Genomic DNA, 12,481 nt, shown 5'->3' with positions numbered 1-12,481 from the left:
CGACGTTACGACTCGGATGCGACCACGTTGTCGCACAGGTCGTCCAGGACGAACGCGCCCTCGTCGCGTTGCAGCACGCGTTCCGCCTCCAGTTGCTTGAGCAGTTCGGTCAGCCGGCTCTCGTTGCGGGGTGCGCCGAGAAACTCCAGTACGGCCCGGTAGAACGCGTCGCGCAGCGTCGGCGGCATCGCGTCCGAGGCGTCCAGACAGATCTGGTCCGCCCCGCTCAGCAGCTTCTGGACCTCGGCGGTGCCCGCGGACAGCGGCACGCTGCCGACGACGCGGCCCGGGAACAGCGGCCGCTCGCCGGGCTGCGCGGCCTTCGCCCAGTCCTCGCGGGCCTGGCGGGAGGTGAGCCGGCCGAGCAGGTCCCAGGCGTCGGCGCTCGGCTTGAACACCGCGGCCATGTCGCCGGAGACCTCGAACGAACCCGCCGGTGCCTGGTCCGCGAGGACGCTCGCCGTCGGCGTCGGCAGCACATCGTCGCCGTAGTGGCGGCGGATGAAGGACCCCTGGTGCTCATGCGTGCACCGGCCGCCGTTCAGCAGCCCGTAGCGGCCGTCGGGGAGCTGCTCGAACGAGGAGTTGAGGCCTTCCTCGCCGAGGTTCCCGCCGTTCGCCGCGAGCAGCGCGGCCCACTCCTCCCAGGCCGCCCTGGTCTCCGGCCACGGCATCCTGCCGGTGGCCCACCGCTCGTACTCCGCCGGGCCCTTCCGCTGGAGCAGCAGATCCTCCACCCAGTCCGTGCCCGGCCAGCCCGAGGTCGCGCCGGAACCCATGCCGAGACACCAGTCGGGAGACTTCCCGGCCGTCTTCGCGCCGCTCCACACCAGGGACTTGAGGTCGACCCTGACCGGCGCCCAGTAGGCGCGCGTCCGGGCCTCGCCCTGCTCGTTCTCGACCGTGACCGGCGGTGCCCACGGCGGGACCGCGGCGTCCGACACCTTCTCCGGCAGCGGATACGCGTCACCGGCGCGGGCGTACTCCGCGAGATCGCCGGGGCTGCTCAGGATCGCCAGGTCCGGCGGGGCGTCCGCCTGGAGCTGGGCGACCAGGGTCTCGCGCAGGGAGCGGGTGCCCTTGTAGACGTAAGTGCGGCCGGTCCGCCGCTCGATGCTGCGGAGCGCGGCCACGAACGGCTTCTCCTCGCCGTCGGTCCACGGGCCGAGGACGACGAGCGTGCGCTCCTCGGTCGCGTCCGAGCAGCCGGCGGCGGGAACGGCGGCCGCGGCGAGCAGACAGCCCGCGAGAAGAACCCTCCACCGGGATTTCATGCGTCGGCCCATGCTCTTGCGTCGGTTCAGGCTTTGGCTCATGCGTCGGGGTGCCTCCGTCGAGGGCGGGCGGCGGGATAGGGGCGGCCGTAGAGGAAGAGCGTGACGCCGCAGGCGAGCGCGCCCACTCCGGCCGCGGGCACGGCGACGCCCGCGGTCAGCGACCAGGTGTCGGGGCTGGCCTCGCGCATCAGCACGGCCGCGTCCCGGGCGGTGGTCTCGATCCGGCGCGGAGCCGTACGGTCCGCGACCACCTGCTCCAGACCCGCGAGTTCGGCCCGCACCTGCTCCTGTGCGCCGTGTTCCTCTGCGCCGCCGAAGGCCAGCAGTACGGGAGCCGTCAGCACCGGCACCGCGGCCGCCGCCAACTGCACGCTGACCAGCCGGAGCCGGTCCCGCAGGAAGGCCGAAGTGCCGACGAGCACGAAGGCGAAGAGTCCGGCGGACAGCGCGGCGGCGCCCGCGGCGGTCAGCGAGAGCGGACTCCAGGCGGCCAGGTCGCGGTTCTCCTGGTGCAGTTGGTGTTCGAGCACACCGATGCGGTCGAGGATGGAGGTCGGCTCCGGCCGGACCTCCTGCGATCCGGCCGTGACGACCGTGCTGTGGCGGCCGCGCAGCATGTCGTCGGCGTACGCCACTCCGGCTTTGCGCAGCAGCTCCTTCTCGCGGTGCCGGTCCGCCCACGCGATCTTGTCGCCGTACGCGACGACCAGGCCGGACACCACGCGCAGCTCCTGCTCCTGAGCCTTGTGCAGCGCCCGGGACTGCGCGACCCGGTTGAGGCTCTGCGTCGCCTCGGTGACCAGCGAGCGATAGGTCTCGCCGAGCTCGACGCGACCGGCCTGAGCGCCCAGCAGCCGTAACTCTGCCTGGGCCTGGGCCAGTTCGAGAGAGGTGCGGGCCTGGGCCAGATCCACCAGCGCGGGTGCGCAGCGGTCCCGCAGCCGTTCCGTACGGCCGTGTATGTCGCCGTACGCGGCCGCCGAGAGCGCGAGAGCGACGACGGCGAGCGTGGGCAGTACCAGCATCCGGCGGCGCAGAAAGGCGGCGGTGGGCAGCCCGCCGCCGGGAGTGCGGCCCGAAGCCCGCTCCCACAGCACGGGCAGGACCAGCGGGACGGCGGTCCGCAGCCGCGCGAGAGCGGCCCGGAGTCGCTCGGGCCCAGGCACCCTCATGCCTCCTCCTCCGCCGCGCGGAGCCCTTTCGGCAGCCACGCCGCCAACGGCCGTGGCGCACGCACCCGTCTGCGTTCCTCGCGGTGATGCCGCACCCCCAGCGGGCGCGTGCGGTACGCGTTGTCGAGGAGCGCCTCCGCCAGTGCCGCGTCCTCCGGGTCGTCCGTGCGCGGCACCTGCTTGGCGAGCCTGCGGTAACAGGCCGACAGCCGCTCGCGCAGCTCCCGTTCGGTGGCCGGTACCTGGTGCGCGGGCCCGGGCAGCTGCTCGCGCAGCTCCTCCAGCGGGGCGCCCGGCGCGCTGCGGACCAGTTCGAGGAGCAGCTCGAGCAGTTCGGCGGTGAGCCGTTCGTACGCCTGCCGGTCGGTGAGGCCCTCGTAGCTGACCAGCAGGCGCAGCGCGGTGTACGCGCGGACCGCCGATGCCACGGTCGGCGGGCTGCCGTCCGCGGGCAGGCTCGCGTGGATGCGCACCATCGCCGTACGGGCCGCGGTGCGGTGCCGTGAGTCCGGCGGCACGCCGGTGAGCGACGCGAGGGCCCGCTCGGGGCTGCGGCGCGCGAGATGGATCCGGGCGAGGCCGAACGCCGCGCTGCCGAGCGCGTGGTTGCGTCGCCACACCGCGTCGTAGAACTGCATGGCCTGCTGCTCGTGGCTCGTATCGCCGCCGCCGCGGCTTTCGTCGGCGAGCTTCTCGTGGCAGTAGCCGAGCGCCAGCTTGGGCGCGTACTCGCCGGGAATGGCGGAGTACACCGTGTCGAAACAGCTCAGGGCCGCCCGCAGCCGGCCGTGCGCGAGTTCGGTGAGGCCCTGGTGCCAGTCGAGCCGCCAGTCGTGGCGGGCCAGATCGCCGAGCAGCCAGCGCGCCTGCTTCAGCTCGTCCCCGGCGTTCCGCAGCTGCTTGTCCCTGTCTCCCGGCTGGTCGCGGGCGAGTTCCAGACGGAGCCGGCAGCGCAGCAGATGCAGCTCCGGCGAGGCCAGCCACTCGTCGCTGAGCTGGAGCAGCCCGGCGGGGTCGGCGTACGAAGTGCGCTGCAACTCCTTCCAGTTCGGGTCCTGGCGGTCCGGTTTCGGTACGGGCAGAGCCACCGCGACCTCGGCGGGACCCGGCACTCCCGCGCCGAGCGGAAAGCCGCGGCCGCCGTCCGCGCGCCACCGGACCAGCGGCGGGGCCTTGCCCAGCTGGCCGTCCAGCGCGAAGGCACCCGGATCGAAGAGGGGCGACGGCTCGAAGGTCTCCTCGCCGAGCCGCAGCGAGCGCAGTTCGCGCAGTACGCCGCGGAGTTGGAGGGCCATCTCCTGGGCGGAGGCGTAGCGCTCCCTGGGATCACGCGCGGTGGCGCGCCGCAAAGCCCGCTCCAGCGACTCGGTGCCGAGGTCGGCCGGCGGCTCCGGGGCCTTGGCAAGGAGCTCGCCGAGGACCGAGCCGACGCTGTAGAGATCGCCGGCGGTGGTCATCTCGCCCGACTGGCCGGCCTCCGGCGGCCGGTGGCTGACCGGCCCGGCCTCGCCCGGCTTGCGCACGCCGGCGACGTCGATGAGCTTTATGCCGTTGCCGCAGTGCAGCACGTTGGTGAGTGAGAGATCGCCGTAGACGAGGCCCTCCTGGTCGTGCAGGTAGTGCAGCGCGTCCAGGATGTGCAGTCCGTAGACGACGATGAACTCCCGCACGCGCGGCCCGGAGAACGGCGGCTCGTGCTGTGCGATCCGGGCCGCCACCCACTCCAGCGGCGCACCGTCGGCGAACTCCATGACGATGAACTCCGCCGAAGTCGGCTCGTGCTTCGCGTAGTTGACCACCCGGATGACCGAGGGATGATTCAGGCTGACCAGTCGCAGCCGCTCCTGGTGGACCCGGATCAGGCCCGTCGGGTCACTGGGGTCGAGCAGCCCTTTCAGCGCCACCGGCCGGTCGTCGAGGAGCAGATCGCGCGCCAGATACACCTGACCGTGGCTGCCGTGACCGAGCGGCCCCACCACCTCGTACTGCTGATGCAGCCGGTCGCTCGTCGCGAGCTGCCCGGCGGGCGCGGTGACCAGCGCGTCCGGGTCGCGTACGGCCACCACCGGCAGATCGGTGAGCCCGTCACCCGGCGGCTCGACGACGAAGTCCCGCGGCCCCAGCGGCCCGGCGAGCTCGGCCTCTGCGGTCCCGGCGTCCAGCAGCGCGGTCTCGATGTCGATCGCGAGCCGGAACAGCGCGCGGGGCAGGTCGGGGGAGTCGTACGACGGTCCGCCGCGGCGCACCTGCCGAAGCCGCTGACGCAGCTGCCCGGCCCGCGCGTCGGGACGCCGGGGCTGCGGCCGGCCACCGGTGCGCGGATGTTCCGGAAGCTCACGCAACCGCTGCTCCAGTTCGCCGAGCCGGGCCACCCGCAACGCCAGCCGGTCCGCCCGCCGGTCGGGCCACTCCTCCTCGAGAAGCTCGGCGCGGACCCGTGCGAGCAGCGGCGACCGCGGATCGCTGAAGACCAGCAGCAACCGGCTGTCACCCGGCGCGAGCAGGGCGCGCAGCAGCGCCACGATCTCGTCGTCGGGCGACGCGGACCGGTCGACGGAGAGGAACGCGGCGATCAGGGGCGGGCTCTGCTCGGCGATCTGCGCCAGCAGCGCGGCACTTGTTCCGTCCGCCGGCGAGTCCAGTCCCATTCGCCCGGCGACCTGGGCGGCGAGATACTCCACCGTCCGGTTGGTGGCGTCCTCGGCGAAGTCGATGCTCCCGACCTGCGGTTCACCCGCCGGACTCCCGGACGCGGACGGCGGACTCTGCTCCCGGTCGGCGAGCGTGAGGACCGTACGGATCGTGTGCAGCAGCTCGTGCTCGCCCTCCCCGGCGAAGGCCAGCTCGACGGGATCGGTGTCCGGCGCGCCGTCCAGCCAGCGCGTCAGCCTGCTGTGCAGCCCCGGCACCCGTCCGGACGCGGTCCGCTCCGGCGCCAGGGCGACATCTTCGGAGACGGCCCGGGGCCCGGGGATGGTGATGCCGAGCCGTTGCAGCGGCAGATGCCGCAGCACAGTCTCGACCGGAATCATGTACGCGTGCTCCCGGCGCACGGGCGCCTGCGGTGTGCCGAACTGATGGACCATGATCCCGATGACCCGCCGCGTACGGCTGTGCACGACACCGCCGCCGCTGAATCCGGGCCGCACGGTGTACGGAGCGCCCTCCGGATCAAGCTGCACCCACTCGGGATTGAACCCGGGCCCGCCGCGCCCTCTCAGCCGCGCATACACGTCCTCACCGCCCGGCAGGTCCTCCGGGTACCCGGTGAAGTGCACGAGTTCATTGCGCGCGGGAACCTGCCGGTGCAGGACGGCGGGCGGCACGTTCGGCGGGCTGTCCAGCTTGAGCAGCGCGAGGTCGCCGCTGAACTGCCCGGTGGGCAGCACCAGATACTCCCGGAGCACCCGCGCGGCGAGCGGTTCCGGGGCTGTGGTGCCCGCGGGCAGGTCGACATACACGGTGTCCAGGGGCGCACGGACGCCGTCGCGCCCGGCCTTGGCGAGGACGGCGTGGGCACAGGTGAGAATCAGCCCGCCGGGGAGCAGCACACCCGCACCGACCGGCCGACCGGCCCGGTCCTGCGTGCGCAGCAGCCGCACCCGCCAACTCTCGGGTGATGACGATGAGTTGGACGTACGCAACGGCTCCCTCATACTGCACAACGATAACTACAGATGACGGGGTGTGCGATGGCTGAGCGTGACGACGGCGCGGTGGACGGCGCGGTGGCGGGACTGGCCGAGGTGATCGGACAGGTCCGGGACGAACTGGAAAGGGCACAGCGGGCGGGGGAGGGACGCGACCTCAAGTTCAGCGTGGAGAAGGTGAATCTGGAGTTCGCGGTACAGGTCCGGCGGGAGGGCAGCGGCCGGGCGGAGCTGCGGATCGGTGTGCTGACGGCGGGCGGTGGCGGGTCGGCGGCGCGGGACTCGACGCACACGATCCAGATCGAACTGAAGCCGCAGGGGGCGAACGGTGACCCGAACGTGAGTATCAGCTCGAGGTGAACCCGGCGCCGCGCGGCACCGCGTACCCCGGTACGGACGGCCACCGAACGGTGAGCACCACGGACTCTTCCTCCGCCGTCCACGAGTGGTCGACGCCGTGGCCCCACACGACGTAGTCACCTTGTTCTGCCAGGAGAACACTGCGACCGGGGAGCTCGACACGGAAGCGCCCGCTGATGAGCACAAGGAGCGCGGTCCGCTCTTCACCTCGCACCCACTGCCGCCGTTCGTCGCCACGCGGGTGTACGCCCCACTTGATCTCCACGGCGTCGCTGTGGCGAGGATCGCCGACACCCTTGAAGTGCCCGAGCAGCCAGCCCTGGTCCAGGGCTGCGTCCTTGCCCGCGTTACCCACGTACACACTGTCGTCCATGCACAGGGACGCTAGTGCAGGGGGCGCGAGGTGGTGTGACCAGAATGCTCAGCATGGCGTTGACGCAACGCGGGGAGTTGTCGGCGCGGGCGCGGCGAGAGCTTGAGGGCATCCGGTACGCGATCCGCCTCGCCGAGGCGTGAGAGGAGACGGACGGTGGCTGACGACCTGTCCGCGGTGGCGCACTTCCTGTACGAGGCGGGCACGCTCAAGCACGCGCGGCGTACGGGATGGTGGATGGCCGGAGTGCGTGACCCGGAGAGCGTCGCCGAGCACTCGTGGCGCACCTCTCTGATTGCGTCGATCATCGCAAAGCTGGAGGGCGCGGATCCCGCGCGGGCCGCGTTCCTCGCGGTGTGGCACGACTCTCAGGAGACACGCACCGGCGACGTCAACTACCTCGGGAAGAAGTACTCCACAGAGGCTGACCCACGTGCCGTCACCGCCGATCAGACCGTCGGCATGCCCGAGGCCCTGGCTTCGACCGTGCGGGATCTGGTCGCGGAGTACGAGGCCAAGGAGTCCGCGGAGGCGATCTGCGCGCGCGACGCGGACAAGCTGGAGTGCCTGTTGCAGGGCATCGAGTACAAGGCGCAGGGGTACGAGAACGCCCAGCGGTGGATCGACAACAGTCGCGGCCGCCTCGTGACCGAAACGGGGCAGCGCCTCGCAGACGAACTTCTCAGCCAGGGCTCCCTCGACTGGCTGCGTGCCGCCCTGGACGAGAAGAAAGCCTGACCCGGGCGAACGGCCCGCCCGCTGCCGAAGGCGGCCGCGCTACAGCCTGCTCAGTGACGCCGCCGCGAACAGCACGTCCCTGATCGCCTCGCGGTCGCCGTCCTGGCCCGCCGCTGCCTCCTCCGGGGCGATGTGGCCCGCGACCAGGCGGCAGAATTCGACGCCGTCCAGGGCCACTTGGGCGACCGTGCGGTCCGGGGAGGCGATGGCCGCCGGGGAGTCCAGGGCGATGTACCAGTTGCCGCCGCCCGCGCCCTCGACCTCCAGGTGGAGCGAGCGGCCGGGGGCTCCGGCCGCGACCAGGTGGCGGGGTGGGGCGGCGAGGCCGGCGCGGCGGCGGTCGGCCAGGGCTGCCGGGAGCAGGCGGGCCCCCAGGTCGATCATGTGGTGGAGGTGCGAGCCGCTCGGAGGCTCGTACGGGTAGTCCACCGCGTCCGCGATGTCGCCCGCGTGCATCCAGCACTCGAAGGCCCGGTCGAGCAGTGAGTCCCGCAGCGGAAGCGCGAAGTCGCCGTACGAGACCGACAGTTCGGCCACGCCGCGGCCCGCGAAGGACACCGTGCGGATAAGAGTGTGGCTCTGGTCGCGCCACGGTTCGTGGACCGACCGGGTGATCGGCCTGTCCGTGGTGCTCCAGAAGCGTTCGGTGCGTTCGACGGGGCCGCGCGGTGCGTCGGGGCCGAGCGGGTCGTCCAGGCCGAGTGCGGACGCCACCACGCCGTCGACGGTCATCAGATGGCCGATGACGCCCGCCACGGTCGTCTTACGGCTCACCGCCCGCTCGCCCTCGAACCACTTGAGCCGCACCGGCGCGTGCCACTCCGATTCGCCGATGTCCCGCAGCAGCGCGTCCAGCCGTGCCGTCTCCGCGTCGTACGGGGTCGCCCAGACAGGCACCGGGATACGCGCGGGCCTGCGGCCCAGGCAGTTCTCCAGCACCCGGAAGCGCAGCATCGGATCCAGGTCCAGATCCCGGTCGGTGTGCAGCAGTCCGACCGCGTCACGCAGCCGCAGGGCCTCCTCCGCGCACGGAGCGCATTCGCCGAGGTGCGCCTCGACGGCCGCGGTCTCGTCGGCGGAGCACGCGGACAACGCCCATGCGCCGAGCAGGGACTTGAGCACGCTGTGGGAGGGGGCGTGAGCTGCGGGAACGGACGGCACCTCCACGAGGTCGGCGTTGCCGTTCGTCGGTCGCGGCAACGGGATCACCCGCGGCGGCGGGTCGTAGTCGTCCGCCGCCGGCCGCGGTCCCGGTATGCGCGGCGCTCCCCGCACCTCGTCGCGTCCGTCGTCGTCCCCGCCGTGGCCGCCGTGGCCGCCGCCGTCCAGCGGGCCGCTCACAAGGAACGTCCGTATCCGGGCGGCGAAGAGCCCTCCAGCGGCCGGGTGTTGGCGGTCGACAGCAGTTGCAGGCCCAGCCGCAGCCTGCGCCTGGCCTCGTCCTCGGTGACGCCGAGGTCGGCCGCGGTCTGGCGGTAGTCCCTGCGCTGGAAGTACGCGAGTTCCAGCGCGGCCCGCAGCGGCGCGGGCATCGACGTCACGATGTAGTCCGCGCGGGCCGCGACCGCCGCCCGGCGCACCTTCTGTTCCAGCTCTTCCGTGGTGCCTTCGCCGCCGTCCGCGAGCGCCGCGGCCTCCGTCCGCCGAAGGCGCTGCACGGCCCGGCTGTTGGTGACCTTGGCGACCCAGGACCGCATCGAGCCCTGCTTCGGGTCGTACGCGTTTGGGTTCTCCCAGATGTAGCCGAAGACCTCACGGGTCACCTGGTCCGCGGCGGCTTCGTCGTCGAGCACCCGGTGGGCCAGCATGTGCACCAGCGAGGCGAACCTGTCGTAGAGCTCACCGAGGGCAGCGGCCTCTCCCCGCGCGAGCCGCTGCTGCATCCTGCGGTCCCAGCGCGGCGGTGTGTCCTTTGCCATAAGGCCCCCAAAGCCTGCCCGTCAGCGCACGGCCCGAGTGCGCATCTGCCCCTGTGCCAGCTTGCCCTGAACCTGCGCGCCCTGCCCCGTGCGCGACTGTGCTTGTCGTCACTTCGCCACTTCGAATGTAATGCGCGCGGCCGCGAACGCGCCCCTTTGCGGCAAGTGCGCCCCTGGCGGAGGACCGGGATGGTAAGCGCGGACGCTCCCCTCGGGACCTGCCGCGACCGTGGTGTTTGACGCTCTGGCGGCTGGGCAGGCGGGCCAGGAAGCAAGGATTCCGCTATCACCCCCCAGGGCACAAGGAGTGGTCCGGTCGTGATGCTCAAGGTGGACAAGACCCGGCAAGGCGCATGGACCGTGCTGCATGTCTGCGGCGAGCTCGATCTCGTGTCCTCACCGGTGGTCCGCCAGCATGTGCACGACGCGGTCGCCGCGGGCCACCGTGACCTGGTGCTGGACCTCTCCCAGGTCCTCTTCTGCGACTCCAGCGGAGTGGGAGTGCTGATCGCCGCGCGCCGGCTGCTGCGGTCCTGCCGCGGCAGACTGCGGCTGATCCTGCCCGCCCGCGGCGCGGAGGACGGCTCGCACGTCAACCGGGTCCTGGCCGCGCTCGGGGTGCGCCGCCTCTTCGAGGTGTACGAGGACGCGGCCGCGGCGACCGACGAGGAAGCGGAGCCCCTCTCCGCGTGAGCGCGTGATCGGGCCACCCGGGCTGCCCGGGTGCCGCGCACGCGGGCCGACGCTCCCGGCCTTTACCTCCGCTCCGCCGGAATGTGGCCGGGACGTAATTCACGGAGTACTTGCACGCGTCATCGTCCGGGGCCGTACGCTCCCCGCATGGACAGCGCAGAGTACGAGCGCAAGATCGCGTCTCGCTTCGCCGCCTTCGACCAGGACGGCAATGGCTATATCGACCGTGAGGACTTCAGCGGGGCCGCCAAGGCTCTGCTCGCCGAGTTCTCCTGCACAGCACGCTCGGACAAGGGCCAGGCCCTGTACAGCGGCGCGGAGGCGTTCTGGCAGGGCATGGCCGGAATCGCCGACGTGGACGGGGACCAGCGCGTCACCCGCCAGGAGTTCATCACCGGTGCGGTGAAGAGACTGCGCGACAAGCCCCAGCGGTTCGCGGAGATCGCCCGGCCCTTCCTGCACGCCGTGATCGCCATCGCCGACGAGGACGGCGGCGGAGTGACGCCGTCCGCGGCGGAGCGGGTGATGCGGGTGCTGGGCGTGGCGCCCTCGGTCGCGGCCGGGGCCGCCGCCGCGCTGGACGCGGACGGGGACGGGCGGATCAGCGAGGAGGAGATCCTGACCGGGTTCGCGGCGTACTACGTCACTCCCGAGCACCCGTAGGCCCCGGACCGGAATCCGCGGGACTCCCGTACGCGGGACTCCCGTGGTCAGGACTCCCGTATCGCTCCCTGAGCTTGTACTTCAGGACCTTGCGCAAGGTTTCGTTCCGGGGGAGGGCCGCCACCACCTCCAGCTGTTCCGGCAGCTTGTACGTGGACAGGCCCTTCCCCCGCAGATACGACGTCACCGCCTCCAGCGTCAGCGGATCGGCGTCCGGCGGCTGCTCCACCACCGCGCACACCCGCTCGCCCCGCTCCGCGTCCGGCAGTCCGATCACCGCCGCGTCGGCCACCCCGGGATGCGCGTGCAGCAGGTCCTCGATCTCCTTCGCCGAGATGTTCTCGCCCTTGCGGATGATGATGTCCTTCAGCCGCCCGGTGAGCACCAGATGGCCACTCTCGGTGAGATGGCCGACGTCCCCCGTGATCAGGAAACCGTCCTCGTCGAAGACCGTCGCCGACTGTTCCTGGTCGAGATAGCCCCGGCACACCGCCTCGCCGCGCAGCCGCACCTCGCCGTCCACGATCCGTATCTCCATGCCGTCCGGCGGCCTGCCTTCGGTGGTCGCGAGGTTCTCCGCGGTGTCGTCCGGCGAGCCCATGGTGATCATCGGCACTTCGGTCATGCCGTAGCCGTGAGTGAGCTGGCAGCCCATCTCCCGGACGACGGCGTGGTAGATCTCCGGTGGCTTGGGCGCGCCGCCGCCCGCCAGCAGGCGCAGGGTCGGGATCAGCTTCTCGGCGGGCTGTTTGCGCTGTTCGGCGAGGAACATCGAGTAGAACGCGGTCGATCCGCCGGCCGTCGTCACGCCGTGCTTGCGGTAGTCGTCCAGCGCGTCGGGCAGCGCGAACCTCTCGAAGAGGACCGCCGGGAACCCGTACAGCAGCAGCATCACCAGGTAGTCGGGGCCGCCGATGTGCGCGAAGGGGAAGGCGATCGAGCCGACGTCGTTCGCCGACAGATGGAGCGCGTGCGCGAGGCACGAGCCGCCGGCGATCAGTGAACGGTCGGTGTGCAGCACGCCCTTGGGGTCGGACGTGGTGCCGGAGGTCCAGTAGATCCAGCGCACCGCCGTTCCGTCGGCGGGCGGCGGCGGCAGTACGGACGGGTCGCCGTCCGGCAGGGTGTCGTACGCCTCGAAGACGCCGCGCGCCTCGATCCGCCGTGCCATCTCCGCGTGGTCGAAGCCCCGCCACTCGCCCGGCACGGCGAAGAACTCCGCCTTCGACTCCCGCAGCGCGAAGGCGACCTCGCGGTCCCGGTAGAACGGGATCACCGGCGACTGGACCGCGCCGAGCCTCGCGAGCGCCACCGAGAGCAGCACCGTCTCGATCCGGGTCGGCAGCTGCCAGCCGACCACGCCGCCGGGCCGCACGCCGCGTTCGTACAGTCCGGCCGCGCACCGCTCGGCACGGTCGTGCAGTTCGCCGAAGGTGAGCGTGCGGTCGTCCTGGAGGAACACGGGCCGGTCGGGGGTGAGTTCGGCCCTGCGGCGGACGAGTTCCCAGAGCGTGCGCGATGCGCCGAGAGCGTGTGCGGTGTCGTTCGTGCCGGACGTCATGCCGTACGCCTCCAGAGCTGACGGGTAGTCAGGTAGTGGCGAGAGCGTAGGGCTCACCGCCTTGTCGGTCCAGGG

Annotated in this window: 11 protein-coding genes; 4 read left to right on the top strand and 7 right to left on the bottom strand. The window is 72.0% G+C overall.

What is annotated here, in order from left to right:
- Nucleotides 1-5: 5 nt before the first annotated feature.
- Genes ACH4YL_RS31195 through ACH4YL_RS31185 form a run of 3 tightly spaced genes read right to left on the bottom strand, consistent with a single transcriptional unit; the run spans nucleotide 6 to nucleotide 6,105 of the window.
- Nucleotides 6-1,316, bottom strand: coding sequence for an extracellular solute-binding protein (locus ACH4YL_RS31195; RefSeq protein ID WP_398510826.1), 1,311 nt, complete (start codon nucleotides 1,314-1,316; stop codon nucleotides 6-8).
- Nucleotides 1,313-2,449 (bottom strand): hypothetical protein, encoded by a 1,137-nt coding sequence (locus ACH4YL_RS31190; RefSeq protein ID WP_398510825.1) that lies wholly within the window; start codon nucleotides 2,447-2,449, stop codon nucleotides 1,313-1,315. Before ACH4YL_RS31190 ends, ACH4YL_RS31195 begins: the two co-directional genes overlap by 4 nt.
- Nucleotides 2,446-6,105, bottom strand: coding sequence for a tetratricopeptide repeat protein (locus ACH4YL_RS31185; protein ID WP_398510824.1), 3,660 nt, complete (start codon nucleotides 6,103-6,105; stop codon nucleotides 2,446-2,448). The genes ACH4YL_RS31190 and ACH4YL_RS31185 overlap by 4 nt, the downstream gene beginning before the upstream one ends.
- A gap of 36 nt (nucleotides 6,106-6,141) precedes the next feature.
- Here ACH4YL_RS31185 and ACH4YL_RS31180 point away from each other — a divergent pair, with 36 nt between their 5' ends.
- Nucleotides 6,142-6,459, top strand: a complete 318-nt coding sequence (locus ACH4YL_RS31180; protein ID WP_398510823.1) for a trypco2 family protein — start codon at nucleotides 6,142-6,144, stop codon at nucleotides 6,457-6,459.
- Here the strand turns inward: ACH4YL_RS31180 and ACH4YL_RS31175 are convergent.
- A complete protein-coding gene (locus tag ACH4YL_RS31175) occupies nucleotides 6,446-6,832 on the bottom strand; it encodes a signal peptidase I (protein ID WP_398510822.1) in 387 nt (128 codons plus the stop codon). The two genes, ACH4YL_RS31180 and ACH4YL_RS31175, sit on opposite strands and share 14 nt — an antisense overlap.
- Before the next feature lie 156 nt (nucleotides 6,833-6,988).
- Between ACH4YL_RS31175 and ACH4YL_RS31170 the strand changes: the two genes are divergently transcribed.
- Nucleotides 6,989-7,570: an HD family hydrolase gene (locus tag ACH4YL_RS31170; RefSeq protein WP_398510821.1), complete on the top strand. Its 582-nt coding sequence runs from the start codon at nucleotides 6,989-6,991 to the stop codon at nucleotides 7,568-7,570.
- 39 nt (nucleotides 7,571-7,609) lie between these two features.
- On the opposite strand, the gene ACH4YL_RS31165 is transcribed toward ACH4YL_RS31170, so the two are convergent.
- On the bottom strand, nucleotides 7,610-8,911 hold the full coding sequence (locus ACH4YL_RS31165) for a zf-HC2 domain-containing protein (RefSeq protein ID WP_398510820.1): 1,302 nt from the start codon (nucleotides 8,909-8,911) through the stop codon (nucleotides 7,610-7,612).
- Nucleotides 8,908-9,489: a sigma-70 family RNA polymerase sigma factor gene (locus ACH4YL_RS31160; protein ID WP_398510819.1), complete on the bottom strand. Its 582-nt coding sequence runs from the start codon at nucleotides 9,487-9,489 to the stop codon at nucleotides 8,908-8,910. Before ACH4YL_RS31160 ends, ACH4YL_RS31165 begins: the two co-directional genes overlap by 4 nt.
- Nucleotides 9,490-9,807: 318 nt before the next feature.
- Between ACH4YL_RS31160 and ACH4YL_RS31155 the strand changes: the two genes are divergently transcribed.
- Together ACH4YL_RS31155 and ACH4YL_RS31150 are read left to right on the top strand one after the other, a co-directional pair.
- A complete protein-coding gene (locus ACH4YL_RS31155) occupies nucleotides 9,808-10,182 on the top strand; it encodes an STAS domain-containing protein (protein ID WP_398510818.1) in 375 nt (124 codons plus the stop codon).
- Nucleotides 10,183-10,329: 147 nt separating this feature from the next.
- Nucleotides 10,330-10,845: an EF-hand domain-containing protein gene (locus ACH4YL_RS31150; protein ID WP_398510817.1), complete on the top strand. Its 516-nt coding sequence runs from the start codon at nucleotides 10,330-10,332 to the stop codon at nucleotides 10,843-10,845.
- Here ACH4YL_RS31150 and ACH4YL_RS31145 read toward each other — a convergent pair.
- Entirely contained in the window at nucleotides 10,826-12,406 is a 1,581-nt protein-coding gene (locus ACH4YL_RS31145; protein WP_398510816.1) for a class I adenylate-forming enzyme family protein, read from the bottom strand. The two genes, ACH4YL_RS31150 and ACH4YL_RS31145, sit on opposite strands and share 20 nt — an antisense overlap.
- Between the last annotated feature and the right edge of the window lie 75 nt (nucleotides 12,407-12,481).

Source organism: Streptomyces sp. NPDC020681, assembly GCF_044334895.1.
Lineage (GTDB): Bacteria > Actinomycetota > Actinomycetes > Streptomycetales > Streptomycetaceae > Streptomyces.
Note: the sequence above shows the minus strand (reverse complement) of the source record. Positions and strands in the feature narration are given on the sequence as shown.